General features: G+C 45.2%; 11 protein-coding genes and 1 pseudogene. 4 read left to right on the forward strand and 8 right to left on the reverse strand.

The features are described 5' to 3' along the window. Position 1: 1 nt before the first annotated feature. Together rfbD and C4H11_RS00175 are read left to right on the forward strand one after the other, a co-directional pair. A complete protein-coding gene (gene rfbD, locus C4H11_RS00170) occupies positions 2–862 on the forward strand; it encodes a dTDP-4-dehydrorhamnose reductase (RefSeq protein ID WP_106039970.1) in 861 nt (286 codons plus the stop codon). A gap of 179 nt (positions 863–1041) precedes the next feature. Beyond that, positions 1042–2607, forward strand: a complete 1566-nt coding sequence (locus C4H11_RS00175) for a peptide chain release factor 3 (protein WP_106039971.1) — start codon at positions 1042–1044, stop codon at positions 2605–2607. 141 nt (positions 2608–2748) lie between these two features. On the opposite strand, the gene C4H11_RS00180 is transcribed toward C4H11_RS00175, so the two are convergent. From C4H11_RS00180 to C4H11_RS00210, 7 genes are all read right to left on the reverse strand, one after another. Further along, positions 2749–3447 carry an HmuY family protein gene (locus tag C4H11_RS00180; protein WP_106039972.1) on the reverse strand — a complete coding sequence of 233 codons (699 nt, stop codon included), beginning with the start codon at positions 3445–3447 and terminating at the stop codon, positions 2749–2751. Next, positions 3444–5789, reverse strand: coding sequence for a TonB-dependent receptor (locus C4H11_RS00185; RefSeq protein ID WP_394336042.1), 2346 nt, complete (start codon positions 5787–5789; stop codon positions 3444–3446). Before C4H11_RS00185 ends, C4H11_RS00180 begins: the two co-directional genes overlap by 4 nt. A gap of 70 nt (positions 5790–5859) precedes the next feature. Further along, positions 5860–6450 (reverse strand): DUF5025 domain-containing protein, encoded by a 591-nt coding sequence (locus C4H11_RS00190; protein WP_106039974.1) that lies wholly within the window; start codon positions 6448–6450, stop codon positions 5860–5862. Positions 6451–6530: 80 nt separating this feature from the next. Continuing rightward, positions 6531–7157 (reverse strand): DUF4903 family protein, encoded by a 627-nt coding sequence (locus tag C4H11_RS00195; RefSeq protein WP_373720932.1) that lies wholly within the window; start codon positions 7155–7157, stop codon positions 6531–6533. Between the two features lie 217 nt (positions 7158–7374). Next, positions 7375–7842, reverse strand: a complete 468-nt coding sequence (locus C4H11_RS00200) for a hypothetical protein (RefSeq protein WP_106039976.1) — start codon at positions 7840–7842, stop codon at positions 7375–7377. A 19-nt stretch (positions 7843–7861) separates the two neighbouring features. Next, entirely contained in the window at positions 7862–9277 is a 1416-nt protein-coding gene (locus tag C4H11_RS00205; RefSeq protein WP_106070051.1) for a hypothetical protein, read from the reverse strand. 94 nt (positions 9278–9371) lie between these two features. Continuing rightward, positions 9372–11879 carry an outer membrane beta-barrel protein gene (locus C4H11_RS00210; protein ID WP_234819844.1) on the reverse strand — a complete coding sequence of 836 codons (2508 nt, stop codon included), beginning with the start codon at positions 11877–11879 and terminating at the stop codon, positions 9372–9374. 431 nt (positions 11880–12310) lie between these two features. On the opposite strand from C4H11_RS00210, the gene C4H11_RS00215 reads away from it, so the two are divergent. Both C4H11_RS00215 and C4H11_RS00220 read left to right on the forward strand, forming a co-directional pair. Continuing rightward, positions 12311–13396 (forward strand): IS110 family RNA-guided transposase, encoded by a 1086-nt coding sequence (locus tag C4H11_RS00215; RefSeq protein WP_106039978.1) that lies wholly within the window; start codon positions 12311–12313, stop codon positions 13394–13396. 394 nt (positions 13397–13790) lie between these two features. Further along, positions 13791–14687: pseudogene (locus tag C4H11_RS00220) on the forward strand (peptide chain release factor 3); the annotation flags it as partial. A gap of 61 nt (positions 14688–14748) precedes the next feature. On the opposite strand, the gene C4H11_RS00225 reads toward C4H11_RS00220, so the two are convergent. Continuing rightward, positions 14749–15426 carry a hypothetical protein gene (locus C4H11_RS00225; protein WP_106039979.1) on the reverse strand — a complete coding sequence of 226 codons (678 nt, stop codon included), beginning with the start codon at positions 15424–15426 and terminating at the stop codon, positions 14749–14751. Positions 15427–15440 lie beyond the last annotated feature (14 nt).

Consider the following 15440-nt stretch of genomic DNA (forward strand, 5'->3'; position numbering starts at 1 on the left):
AATGAATATCTTAGTAACCGGTGCCAACGGTCAACTTGGCAACGAAATGCAAGTGCTGTCGGAAGCTTATTCCGTGCATACTTATTTTTTTACCGACGTACAAGAACTGGATATATGCAACGGACAGGCTGTGTATGAGTTCGTAAGAAGAAATCGGATTGACGTTATCGTGAACTGCGCGGCATATACGGCAGTAGATAAGGCAGAAGACAATCGGGAGCTTTGCGATAGGCTCAATCATGTGGCTCCGGGCTATCTGGCCGCTGCCGCCGAGGCTTGCGGAGCAGCATTGGTGCATATATCCACGGATTACGTATTCGACGGAACGGGGCATCTCCCTTATACCGAGGAGGTAGCTCCTTGTCCCAATTCGGTGTACGGGGCTGCCAAGTTGGCGGGTGAGCAGGCGGTGATGAAGAATTGCAGCCGCGCGATGATTATCCGTACGGCATGGCTTTATTCTATCTATGGCAATAATTTTGTGAAGACCATGCTCAAGTTGGGGCAAGAGCGTGACACGCTGGGTGTTGTCTTCGATCAGATAGGTACGCCGACTTATGCTCACGATTTGGCTTGTGCCATTTTCTCGGCAATCAATCGGGGAATTGTACCCGGTGTTTACCATTTCAGCAATGAGGGAGTTTGTTCTTGGTATGACTTTACATTGGCCATTCATCGATTGGCGGGTATAACCACTTGTAAGGTAACTCCGTTGCACACGGACGAGTTTCCGGCGAAAGCCCCTCGTCCGCACTATTCCGTATTGGATAAGACGAAGATAAAGAAAACGTTTGATATTGAAATACCTCATTGGACGGAGAGTTTGGATGCCTGCATGAAGAGGTTGAAAAAGGAGAGCTGAAAAAGAGAGGTGCGAATCGTGCCTTGTACGTGTTGATGAAAAACATATGGTTGATAAGTGTTCGCAGCAATGAGCATGCAGCCTTATCGGCATGCACAGTAAGAACAGTAAAAAACAATTTAGTAAAAAGGGAGAAGGGATATTTATTCCATTTTCCCGTATTCAATTTTGAATGAAACATGAATGAAATAGATCGTCGGAGAACATTTGCCATTATTGCGCATCCGGATGCCGGTAAAACATCGTTGACAGAGAAACTGCTGCTTTTCGGCGGACAGATACAGGTGGCGGGCGCAGTGAAGAGTAACAAGATAAAGAAGACGGCAACGTCCGACTGGATGGACATCGAGAAGCAACGCGGTATATCTGTAACCACCTCGGTGATGGAGTTTGACTATCACGACTATAAAGTGAATATTCTCGACACTCCCGGCCATCAGGACTTTGCCGAAGATACCTACCGCACACTGACTGCCGTAGATAGCGTGATCATTGTAGTGGATGGTGCGAAAGGTGTGGAGACACAGACCCGCAAGTTGATGGAGGTGTGCCGCATGCGCAATACGCCTGTAATCATCTTTGTCAACAAGATGGACCGTGAAGCCAAAGATCCTTTCGACTTGCTGGACGAGTTGGAAGAAGAGCTTGCCATCCATGTGCGCCCGTTGACTTGGCCCATCGAGAGTGGTATCCGTTTCAAGGGGGTATATAACATCTACGAGCGGAACCTGAATCTTTACCAGCCCTCCAAACAAGTGGTGGCCGAGAAGGTAGAGGTAGATATCGATACCGAAGAGTTGGATGCTCGGATTGGCGCTCAACTGGCCGGCAAGTTGCGCGGCGAGTTGGAGTTGCTGGACGGCGTTTATCCCGATTTTGATAAGGAAGAGTATCTCAAGGGAACGTTGGCTCCGGTGTTCTTCGGCTCGGCACTGAATAATTTCGGTGTGGAGGAACTGCTGAACACCTTTGTAGAGATTGCTCCCAGCCCTCGTCCCGTGATGGCCGAAGAGCGTGAGGTTGAGCCGGAGGAACCCAAATTCACCGGATTTATCTTCAAGATTACCGCCAACATCGACCCTAATCATCGCTCCTGCATCGCTTTCTGCAAGATATGTTCCGGCAAGTTCACGCGCAATGCTCCCTATCTGCACGTGCGTCATGGCAAGACGATGCGTTTCTCGTCGCCCACACAGTTCATGGCGCAGCGAAAGACCACCGTCGACGAGGCATGGGCGGGAGATATCATCGGTCTGCCCGACAACGGTACGTTCAAGATTGGCGATACGCTGACCGAGGGCGAGATGCTGCACTTCCGCGGCCTGCCCAGTTTCTCTCCTGAGATGTTCAAATACATCGAGAACGCCGACCCGATGAAGCAGAAACAGCTTGCCAAGGGCATCGACCAACTGATGGACGAAGGTGTGGCGCAGTTGTTTGTCAACCAGTTCAACGGTCGTAAGATTATCGGCACGGTGGGACAGCTCCAGTTCGAGGTTATCCAGTATCGTTTGGAGAATGAATATAGTGCCAAGTGCCGTTGGGAACCCCTCAGCCTCTACAAAGCCTGCTGGATTGAGAGCGATGATGCCGTAGAGCTGGAGGCATTCAAAAAACGTAAATACCAGTATATGGCTAAAGACCGTGAGGGCAGGGATGTGTTTCTGGCCGATAGCGGATACGTGCTTCAGATGGCTCAAATGGATTTCAAGCATATTAAATTCCACTTTACGAGCGAATTCTGATTGCTTTTAAAAGGATACGTTACATTGTACATATAGAGAAGACGTGGCAAAAAACAAAGCCTCCTGCATTATGATATAATATCAGGAAGTCCAATGTGTTTTGCCTCATCCTCTCTTATATTATATTCTGTTCGTCGGGTATTATTTCAATTCATCGCAATAATAACTCATTTGTCCGCCCGTATCGCCAATTTCCACATCGGCCTTATACCAACTGATGATTTGTATTTTGAAATACCTCTGCCCGTCGGCCGTGCGCACCACGTATGTATGAAACGAGGGAGTATAAACGGGTGGCGGACCGGAAAAAGTCATGGCCTTTGCCAATACAGGGTTCGCATCCGTCAATGTGGTTGCTGGTCCCCGGTTAGGGTCAAACCATGGGTTTTGCTGGAAATCCAGTTTATGAGCGATGAGATATTTGTTCCAGTCATTGCGCGACATGGTGATGTACACGGAGTGGTCGTCTACAGCCCATTGGATATCAGAAGGCAATTGCGATACGGTTTGCCACTTTTCGTACGCCCCGCTTCCTAAATCGGCGGCACCGCCCTGTCCGTTCCCCGACGTGCCGCTGTTTGTACGCATGCGGTAGCCGCAAAAAGCTAAGTCCCAATCGGTCCGGTCTTTTTGCTCACCCTCGGTGATATCGGCGTTCACTTTGTATCGATTGAATATTTGTCCGGTTCGCAGGTTGATATATAGCCAGTCGTTGGTTACGCCGGTGGTATATCCCGTGTTGCGAGGCAGCACTTTTCCCGTGAAAGGCTCTGCGTCATAATCAACGCAAGAAGCCAACGTGAGGGCAGTCCAAAGTATTGTCAGGAAATAATGTTTCATTTCTTTCGTTTTAATAATTTCACAATATCGTCTACAAGGAATTCTACTTGCACATATCCTTTCGCCCCGGCAGTGGCAGGCACGTTGAACATAGTGATGCCCGAACCCAGCGTATGGGGAACATAATTGAAAAGATTGTCCACTCCCACCGCCAGTTTCACCTTGTTATGGAAAGTCTGCACAACAGAGAGATTGCAGAGCACATACGTCGGCAATGTGCAACGGAAATATGCGTCGTAGCTCTTTTTGTGCTCTTCCACCCATACGCGGTCTTGCACGTCGAAATTCTTTTCGCCCATCAGCGAAGCGCTGAAGATGGTTTTCAGCCGATAGTTCCTCTTATTGAGCGTATAGTCGAGGCTGCCTGTTGCGGCGTGTGGCGATGTGGTGTTCACCTGTATTCCGTCCTGTTTGCTCACATTGACGTAGCTGTATGTGCCGTTGAGTGTCAAATAATCGCATACGTGCCATTTTAAGATGGCCTCCACTCCCAACATGCGTTGGCTGCTCAGATTCGTATATTCAAAGTTATATTGCATATCGTAGATGTGCCAAACGCCTTCTATCTTTTTTCTGAAGAAGTTGCCGTATGCGTTGACGTTCACGAAGAACTTGTCACGGCTGTATTCTGCACCTACAGAGAAGTAATTGTTTTTCTCCGGTTTCAGTTCCTCGTTTCCTTTTATTTGGAACATTCCCAGATGATCCCAATTGAAGAACAGCTCTTTGATGCTGGGCGCGCGATAGCCCATCGAATAATTGGCGCGTATGGCCCAATGGTTGTCGGGCGAATACTTCACCGCCACTTTGGGCATCCACATGAAACCGAAAGCTTCGGAGAAGTTGGTTCGTACACCTGTCGAGAGCATCCACCGGTCGTTGGGCGTCCATTCCTCTTGCAGGAAATACTCTGTCTCGCGCAGCGAACGAGTGGTCATTTTTCTATTTACAAAGCGGTCGCTTGTCAGGTCATCGCTGATATGCTCCACGCCGAATATGATGTTGTGCCCTTTGAAATAATCGCTTGTCAGTGTCAGGCGGGGCTGCAAGATACGGCTTTTGTATACTTTCTTGCGTGTGTCGATTCTTTCGTGCCGCTTGAAGCGGTCGTAAAAGTCGCTGTGCATGCTCATGTTGACGGTGAACCAGTCTTTCACACTGTACTTCACCTTCAAGCCTGCCATGAAATCGCGGCTTTGCGAGAAGTTCATGTCCTGTATCAGGTCGTATGAGTTCATGAAAAACATCGAACCGTATGCCTGAACGGATAGATTCTTGCCGGGTTCATAATAGAACTTCTGTGCAGCGGAAATATGCTCTGTTCCCTCGATGCCCATCGGCGAACGTGTTGCCACGCTCTTCAGTGTAATGTCGTGTGGCAGAAAAGGGTTGGCCTCCTTGGTGTACACCTTGATGTCATTATCCGCCTGATACATGTAGAAAGCGTCGCTTTCGCTATACCACACATCCGTCTGAGAAGTAAAAGCCTTGTGTTTGACACCTGCCGACAACCATGCCTGAAGATTAGGGCGATCGCTGTTTTTCTCGAACATATACAGGAAATCTTTCGGAGAGGGATTCTTATAGTTACGTTCGTTCATCTGTGCCCAGCGCACGCCCGCCTGTATGTCGAGCGGTTTTACGGTTTTCTTCGAGATGAGATTAATCACGGCTCCCGAAGCCCTGCTGCCATAAAGCGTGCTGCTTGCGCCTTTTACTATCTCCACGCGATCGATGGCATGCAGGTTGAACCGCTCATAATCCAAATTGCCGGCCATGTCGCCGGTCATGCGCTCGCCGTCTTGCAAAAAGAGGACGTGACGTGCGTCGAGCCCCTGCATCGAAATTTCATTGCCGAAGCCCACTTTCTGTATGTTCATTCCCGGCGTTTCCTGTTGCAGGGCATGCTGCAGGTCGCTGTATCCGGCATCCACGAGTGCCTTGCCCCCCAGCACTTGTGTGGTGATGGGTGCCAGCTTGATGGGGCGTTCCGTGCGCGACCCTGTTACAACAACATCGTTCAGGTGTATTACGTCTTCCTGCATCGTAATTGTTGCTTCATCTATTGTCGGCGGGAAGCTGTCCGTTATCGGAACATAGCCGATTGCGCTCACCTTATAATATATGTTTTTCCCTTTTTCGGCCTCTATAACAGCCTTTCCCTCCACATTCGTTATGCAGTGCAGGGCTTTCGCCATGTCTTTGTGAGTAGAAAAACTGATGCTTGCCCCGATTAAAGGCTGTTGCGTCCCTTTTTCCTGCACAGTGATTTTTACCCTATGTTGCGCCTGCGTGTTTGCTGCAACAAGCAGGCTACATAGAGCAAAAACAATGTATTTCATTTGCATCTTTATTTCTGTTTTTATCTTTTTAAGAAAGTAATTGATGATTAAAGATTAATAAAATAAAGGATTATCGACTTCCATACCCGGCGTGTATGATTATCGAATCTTCGGGATTCTTCTCATTGTAAAGAATTCCTTCTAATTTAACATCAATAATGGGATCCATATAGGAAAGCCAAGTAACGTTTGTTATTTCGACCTTGAAAGGATTACGGCTGTTGGCTTCGTAAATTATATTGCCATTTGGAAAGGCTTTGGTTAGTTTTATATTACTCTCATACCATGCTTTCGGATCAAAATCGTATGTACCTAAGTTGCGTACACCGACATTCAATTTATATAGTCTGATATAGAGTTGAGTCTTTTCGTCAATGCCAATACCCGTATTTAGAATATTTATAGAATCAATCCCTGTCCATGCTTGTTTTGCATAAAAGCTCTCGCGTATGCTATAAATAGGCATGGATAAGTTATCGGTACGCTCACTGTTGTCCAACTGAACATATTTTCCGTTGACAGAACCTTTAAAATATCCCCAATACGAATCTTTCTCTTTCGATCTATCATTGAGTGATGTATCTTCATCCTTTTTACAAGATGAAAATATAGCGATAGTGTATACAAAGAAAAAGAAAGGGAAAATGATTTTAGCTTTCATTTGATATATACCGTTTTTTGGGATTATTTGTAAGTGATACTTATAAAGAATTTTATTTGATGAAGACTTTTCCGCTTTCTTTACAATCCGTGCTCTTTTTTGTAGGCCTCCAAGTCCCTTTCATATTGGGCAAACTCTTCCTCGTAATTCTTGATACGGTTTTTGTCGATGGTTTGTAAGAAGCATTCGGAGCGCACACTCATCATGTTGTAGTCGACAATAAAGATGAGTTCTTCCGTCTTTACATTTAAATAGCCTATAACGCCGGCTCCGCTGCCTTTCTGTACTCCGGAATCGTCTTTGTTATCTCCGGTGACACTTCCGTCTTTACCGACGAACTTTATCCACCCGTCGCCTCCATATTCATTTTTCTCATAATAATTTAGCTGCATGAACTTGCATTTGCAAGAGAAGTAGACTATTAGCGGCATTTTACCTACGGAGAATCCGTTGAGCGACAATTGCATACTGTCTTTTTCCCATTTGAAGTTAAATTTCGTAGGGCATCCTTGGGGAAGAAGAGTTTTGTCAACACCACTCATTGTGGCTTTTGTTGACAACACAATGTCTCCGTTCAGTATAGTCTTTGCCTTTTCGAGGTATTCTTCGTTGGCGGGCTTTTGTTCTAATCTTTCATCACTGCTGCAAGACGACATTCCCAAGAATAAAAGGGCCAAGAGATAAATATTCCATTTTAATAATTTCATTAGCATACTTATTTAGTTATTTAATATTATAGTTTAGACTCCTCTTTTCTTTGTTGATATCTTATTCACAATATAATATAGTCTTTGCCTCGTTGACACATTCTGTATCGGTTTTTCTCTTTTTATGGTCATCACTGTTACACAAAAGAACCAAAAAAAGAAAAGCATCAAGAGGCAAAGACACCACATTAAAACATCTTATAGGCATTCTCTCTGATTATGGTTGGAGAGTTCCGTCAAAGGTTACAGATGCAGGGAATATAGGAAGAGATTGCCAACCGGCATAAGTATTAAGAACAAAATGCAAATTATTATTTACTAATGTACCGGTTAGGCTGCTCAGTTTTATATTAATTGAACCTCCTATTGTGAATGCCAAATATCCTGCTACACCATTTATAGGTGTACTTGAGGTAATGACACCATTGTTAATTGCAATATTAACATCAACATAGATGGTTCCGGGCATTTTCCCGATAGGACCAACTTCGCCTGTCAAACGATATAGATTGTTACCAAGACTTGTTAATTCAAAATCTTGACCTGTAACATTATCGTATAACTTTCCATTCATCGTGACGTTACTTAACGTTCCATTATAAGAACCAGCTTGTGCATTAGCGTTGGTAACTATTCCCAAAAGGCACATTACCGTTAAAACGGTAGAAATCATAAGTTGTTTCATAGATACTAAGTTTTAATTATTATTTAATAAGTGATGACCATGTAACTCCTCTTATTGCAGGTTTGAAGTAAAGGGTTGTTGATTCCATCAAACGTTGAGGATTCATATTGACAAAATATTTCTTTATAAAATCTTTTGTAACTTGTCTGTCGAATGTTTTTTGAGTACAGCCGTAAGTTGTAACATTAAAATGTGTGTGGAATTCTGTTAAGTTTGGGTAGACAATAGCACAATCTTCCGGTAAATCGCCTATTCCCAATGTCTCTATTAATTTAAAATTAGACAAGTCTACTTTCTTGAAATTGGTCAAGTTGGCCAATATAATCTGCCAAGCCCGTAATCCTGTTTTAGAAGGTAAAATGATTTCCGTTAAGTCTGGGCAATCTATAAAAATTAAAGCAGAGCCATGAGGTCCATTCTGTTCCATTTCTATATCTCTCTGACCGAATTCTGAACTTTGGCTTAAATCAACTTTTTTAAGACCGGTTGATGTTGTCCAGCTTATAGTTGTAAGTTTTGTAGCATTTTTAAATTCCATTCCATCCGGCACATCTACATTTGAAATATACATGTATGAAATACCAGAAGTCAAGTTCATGTATGGAAGTTTTACTTTTTTAGACAATGCTATAGTAAAAGTTTTACCTTCCCAATATGGGTTCTCAATAATATATTGCACGCCTTCCAATGTTTCTGCGCTCTTTACTCCATACGCTTTGTTCAAGACACAAGCATTCAGCTTATCCTTAATGCTTAGTTGCTTATTTATATCTATATGGATGCCGTCGTCGGCAAAGATGCTTGAAAAATGTTTTTTGAAATTTGCCCTGATTTTCTCATCGGGAACAGTGCGCAACGTGTTGTATTTGGAGAGTGCGCCATTATCATCTATCATTTTTACATCCATTTTGCCCGACTTTATGTTTTCTTCGTTTTTGCGATAGAAACGTACGAGGTCTTTGATGTTGAACTTAGCCTCCGCAGGCAAGTAGAGTTTAGTGATGTCGCGCAGGTTGGTGACTGTTTCATCGCCATTTTCCTCCACCTCCACTTTTACCAGATTATCATAATTGTGTATATCGTTACCCGTAAGGTCGATACCGGTAATCTGCTTAGGCAGTTTGGCAAAATCGAACGACGGGCCGTAGCCGTTATCAGAGAGTTTCACCTCTTTGAGGTTGGGAAGAATGTCCAACCCCGTGAAGTCGGCAATTTTTGTTCCGCTTAAATCGAGTGACACCGTTGCGTTGACCTTGTCGTTAAGCTCTAACTTCCCCTCTTTGTCGAAAATATACCCTTTGGATTTTAAAACTGTCATCAATTCGGTATTTTTCAATACAGTAGCACTGTAAGCAGGACCGTCGTCCTTGCTGCAGGAACTGAATCCTAAAATAAAAGCGGCCATTAAAGGCAATACAAATTTTCTTGTTTTCATTCTGTTAAAAAAATAAATTATTTCAGAACAAAGGTAATGGTGCTGTAAAAAACATACAATACCTTAAAATTATGATTTTGCGGAATTTATATCCTTATTTATGGGGATGATTCTTCCGGGTTCTGGTAAGATTAAAATTATATTTAAGGGATAGAAGCACGTAGCTTCTGATTTGCGGGCGATAGGATTCGTGATAGCTGTAGGCGGTTATAGAGCGGACAAGGTTGTTTCGTCTGTTCAGAATGTCGTTCCAACTGAAAGAAAGCATTGCCTGCTTCTTTTTGAGGAAGCTCCACGAAACGGCCAGATTCCACAGCCATTGGTCGTCGGCGCTCGTAGCATAGGTGCCGCGTCGCAAATAGCAGCCGGCATCGCTTCTGGCTTCTATATTATAGGGCAACTCTATACTGCCGCTTATGCCTATGTTATAATCACTGGTTTCGAGATGCGTATCAGTCGGGAGGTTATGCGAACGGTACGTCTGCCATCCTCCGCTCAGTTCGATGTATCCCCACTGCGGCTGGTAACTACATTTCAGGTTGATATTGTTTCCCGTGGTGCGCGTCCTGCTTTTGGTTGCTTCCGTTTGAGCATTTTCATTGAAAAGGCCGACCGAGTTCTGAATAGAAGCCCTTGCTCTTGCCGAGACAAGGAATTTCCCCAACAGTTTCTGCCATTGCAGCATGCCCTCTGCCAGCCAGTTGCCGTGGATATTGACTGTGCGGTAAGTGCGTGCCCCCGTCTTATTGTTGTACAGCACCTCCTCGGCGAAATCGTTGAACGTATTCCGGAAATTACCGGAAAGCGTCAATCCGGTTTTGTTTTCTTCCAGATTGACTCCGAACTGTTGCCGGTAGGAGGCTTTTAAATGGGGATTGCCTATCCTTATGGATAACGGATTACTTATGTCGCCCGATGTGAGAAGCGAGTGTATGGAGGGTTGTGTACTGTTTCCGTTATATTTGAACTCTATCGCCATTTTGCCCTTTCGCCGTTTGGCGCTGAAGTCCGGTTTGTATTCCGTTGCCTTGACGGTTGTGTCTATGGATGCGGAAAAAATTTTCCGGCTTATGTTTCGTCGTTGCAGTTCGATTACAATGCCGCCGGTAATGTGCCATGAGTTGCCTTTATAGTCCATCCTCAGCGTAAGTTCCTGCCCCGTTGTGGTGAGTTTGCTTTCATTGCTCAAGCTGTCTATGCGTTGTTTTGTTTGCGCAATGTGGTCGTAGCTGTCGAGGCTGTTGCCTGTCTTTCTGTATAGCACCCCATAGCCGGCTTGCAAGCGTAAATGTTTATCGACAGGTTGCGTAAGAAGCAGGGAAATATGACCATTATGCTGATTGGAGGGCGTTTCTTGATATAGGTTGCGCACAAGCAAAGAATCGTTGCCCGCCGTGTTTTTCAACCGATGGTATCGGGTTTGCGACAGACTGACGCTTTCCGTTCGGGTTGAATTTCCGTTGATGGCTGCCGTCAGGCTGACGGAGGTTCCGGAGTTATTCAAACGGCGGGTAAAATCGGCCGACAGGTTATAGTTTGCTGCCTTGCTCGTGGAGCTGACTTGCAGCATGCCGGAGGTCAGGGGAAGTATGGCAGAATTCTTTTCGTACAGCTCCGTCTTGTTATCGGTTTGACTGGCCGTTCGTCCGCGGCTTCCGTTGGCATTGACATTCAAAAGGGTTTTCTCGTCGATTTTATAACTCATGGAAAAGTTGGCAAAGTCATTATGATTCTTTCCGGACACCAATGAGGATGATTCTTGGTGCTTCGTGCCCGATGAGAGGTATTGCTCGTCGTAGTCGTCGCTCTCGCTTGCGTTGTGGAAAGAGTTGACGGACACGCTTCCGTTTAATGTAATCTTCTTACCCATCTTCTTCACGATGTTGCCCGACAGCATATTCTGGAAATTCCCTTTCAGGGCGTTCATGTTGCCAAGGTTATCGCTACGAGCTATGATAGAGATGTTTTCGCCATTGGCGTTGAACATGTTGGCCTGCGCTTCGTCCCGCCGCCTGCCGTGGTTTCCGTGTTCGGCGGTCAACGAACCGGAGAGGCTTCCGTTGTATGTGTTTTTGGTTTTTATGTTCAAGACGAAATCTTCCGATCCGTTGCTTACTCCTGTCATCTTTTCCATCTCCGAAAGCATGTTGTAGAGTTGCAGCAGCTCTATGGCGTCGGCTGGCAGATTTTCCAATGCGGCTGCGATGTCGTTGCCCATAAATGTTTGACCGTTGATGTTGACTCCATTAAGCAGTTTTCCATTGAAGGAGAGCAGTCTGCTCTCCTTGTCAAAATCCATTCCAGGAATCTTCTTGATGAGGTCTTCCAGCTTCGCCCCCTTATGTACTCGCAGGTTGTGGGTGTTGATAAAAGTGGTGTCCCGCCTCACGTCGATAAGTTTGCGCCGTCCGATGATAACGACTTCGTCGAGCAAAACTTCCTTGAGCAGCGTATCTTTTTCAATGCCCGAATAAGAGGAACTCACAGTGCGTTCATGCACGGAGGAATATGCGGAAATCAGCCCGAGTCCCCACACCATGATACCTATTATAAATATCTTTTTATGCATTTGCCGCAAAGGTAAACGGGAAAAAAGTTTCATGCAATACCTTATTCTTGCGATTTTTTAAAGGTATACCCCCATTGTATGTCAGAACGAACGATTTTTTAGTGTCCTTTTTTGAGTTTTATTTTACATTTCAGAGGAAACACACACACGCTTCCCGATGCTTTTTTATTCACTCCCTGACTGAACGGGATTCAGTCGGCGACTGAAACCATTTCAGTCAGTGAGTGAAACCATTTCAGTCGCCGACTGATTGTACCCCTCTCAGAACACCTTCTCGATGGGGGTATGAGTGGCTTGCGGCATAAGCCGGGTCATGGTAATAAATAATTATATTTATTAAAAAAACAGTTCCTATGTTTAAAATCGGAAGTGACGGATAACATAATATAGCCCTAAAAAAGCTATACCATTATAGTTAACTTTGTAAGTGATAACAACAATATTAACTCATAACGATATAGCTTATGAAACGTGTACAAAGTAACACATTAGATTTCAGTGGTCAAAATATTTATGTAGGAATTGATGTCCACCTGAAGAGTTGGTCGGTTGCAATTTTATCAGAGCATAGTGTTCTGAATCGATTCAGCCAAATTCCGGAACCGGAAGCATTGCACAAGTATCTTGTCAGCAATTATCCGGGCGCCAATTACTTCTCTGTGTATGAAGCCGGATTCTGCGGCTTTTGGATACACGAGAAACTGATGGATTTAGGAATAACCAACATCGTGGTCAATCCAGCCGACGTTCCGACCATGAGTAAGGAAAAACTTCGTAAGACGGATGCCGTGGATTGTAACAAGCTGGCTCGTGAATTACGTTCCGGTTCGCTGGTAGGAATATACGTTCCCAAGGCGGATGTCCTGGAAATGCGCTCTTTGATAAGGATGAGAAACCTGATTGTAAAAGACAGCACCCGTGCGAAGAACCGCATCAAGTCATTGCTTCGTTTTCATGGAGTGGATATACCCGAAGAGTTTACCCGATGCTCGATAGGATGTTGGTCAAAACGTTTCCTGACTTGGCTTCATTCTCTCGAACTCTCAACAGAGTATGGCAAGAAGACTTTGGAACTGCACCTGGAGCAGTTCGTGCGTTTGCGTAAGATGCTTCTTCAGGAAACACGTGCCATCCGTGAGATATCACGTAACGCACCTTTTGAGAGGCCGATACGTCTTCTGACTTCTGTTCCCGGAATAGGCGTTACTACAGCTGCTACCCTGATGGTTGAACTTGACGGTATAGTCCGTTTCAGGAATGAGGACCATCTGGCTTCCTTCATCGGTCTGGTACCCATGTGCCATTCGAGTGGTGAGAGTAACGGCACAGGAGATATAACGGTACGTCGCCATTTCATGCTCCGCTGCCTGTTGGTGGAAGCTGCATGGATTGCAATCCGTAAGGATCCTGCAATGACTGTAGCCTATACGGAATACCGTAAACGTATGAATCCCCAGAAGTCAATCATAAAGATTGCCAGACGGCTTGTAAACAGAATATATTATGTACTCAAACATGAAAAGGAATATATACCGTGTGTTGTCAAATGATACAGAATCCTATAAGGTAAAACAACTTTCTTTTGAGGAAAATACTATCATTACTTTGCGGCTTTGAAGTCCGCTTAAAAAAGTTTGTAATCCTCATTAATGGTTTGACTGATAAAGGAACTTGCAGCCCCTTGTGTGGTGTCTGCTGTGGAAAGTTTGTTTTACCATAGGATTATGGTTAGGTTTTCTTAGCCATATCAGACGATATCAGTAATACAAAAAGAGAGGCGTGTAACCGCCTCCCAAAGTAGCATTACTGCGTACCGTTAGGATGCTTATTGCTGGTAGGTTGCTCCTCAGCAGAGCCTACTTCCTCTTAACATCCTGACAAAAAGATATGAAACTAAAGTTAATTATTAATAAATTATCCAACTTTGTTTGGATTTTAAATGGAAAGTTGCTGGACGGCGTTTATCCCGATTTTGATAAGGAAGAGTACCTCAAGGGAACGTTGGCTCCGGTGTTCTTCGGCTCGGCACTGAATAATTTCGGTGTGGAGGAATTGCTGAACACCTTTGTAGAGATTGCTCCCAGCCCTCGTCCCGTGATGGCCGAAGAGCGTGAGGTTGAGCCGGAGGAACCCAAATTCACCGGATTTATCTTCAAGATTACCGCCAACATCGACCCTAATCATCGCTCCTGCATCGCTTTCTGTAAGATATGTTCCGGCAAGTTCACGCGCAATGCTCCCTATCTGCACGTGCGTCATGGCAAGACGATGCGTTTCTCGTCACCCACACAGTTCATGGCGCAGCGAAAGACCACCGTCGACGAGGCATGGGCGGGAGATATCATCGGTCTGCCCGACAACGGTACGTTCAAGATTGGCGATACGCTGACCGAGGGCGAGATGCTGCACTTCCGCGGCCTGCCCAGTTTCTCTCCTGAGATGTTCAAATACATTGAGAACGCCGACCCGATGAAGCAGAAACAGCTTGCCAAGGGCATCGACCAACTGATGGACGAAGGTGTGGCGCAGTTGTTTGTCAACCAGTTCAACGGTCGTAAGATTATCGGCACGGTGGGACAGCTCCAGTTCGAGGTTATCCAGTATCGTTTGGAGAATGAATATAGTGCCAAGTGCCGTTGGGAACCCCTCAGCCTCTACAAAGCCTGCTGGATTGAGAGCGATGATGCCGCAGAGCTGGAGGCATTCAAAAAACGTAAATACCAGTATATGGCTAAAGACCGTGAGGGCAGGGATGTGTTCTTGGCCGATAGCGGATATGTGCTTCAGATGGCTCAAATGGACTTCAAACATATTAAATTCCACTTCACGAGCGAGTTCTGATTGCTTTTTAGAAGGAGCGGTTATGGTCGGAAAGACTCATTTCTGTGGAAGTGATATTGCTTTAGTGTTTACTGACGAAAAATTCTGTGGCTATGTCAGCATAGCAGAAAAAGCGAGTAGAGTGGATCTTGATGACATCGGTATGGAATGTGCACCGATTTTGCCTGCTGAGAATGTCTTTAGATGGAGCAGTATGGGAATAGTTATAAGCCGTGGCAAGATAGCGTAACTGTATAGTGTCTGACTTCTTTGAGAGCCAAGGGTTACGTAGTTGCTGCAAGCAAAGAAAAATGGCAAGGTAGCGGCATTGTCCCTTGATAGTTGCCAGCCGATGAATACGGCTGCGTCGTGCCTCTGCATTGTCGAGCAGATTGAAGATGAAGCCGTATTCCTTTGCTAACGGCGAGTTGTTCCATTCGCGTTCCACGTCTTCGGCAAACGATGGCTTCATCTGGAAGCGGCCGATGGAAAAGTCTGCTTTCTCTTTACCGCCTGTGACGTAAAACACATTAACGGCGGCTGTCTCTATCTCATCTTGCCACATCGAGTAGCGTAGCAGTTCGGGGAAAATGACGGCCTCTGCCAGGCGAGCATTTACTCCGAATTCATCAAATACACGTTTCCACTCTGTATGGTGTTCGTCTACGTAACGTTCGGCCGTACTCCAGCCATTGCCGAAATATGCGCGATGGTTGGCAAAAACAGTGGTGTTGCCCACAAAGAGCAAACACCACAGCATAAGTATGTGTTTTT

The organism is Bacteroides zoogleoformans (genome assembly GCF_002998435.1).
Classification (GTDB): Bacteria; Bacteroidota; Bacteroidia; order Bacteroidales; family Bacteroidaceae; genus Bacteroides; species Bacteroides zoogleoformans.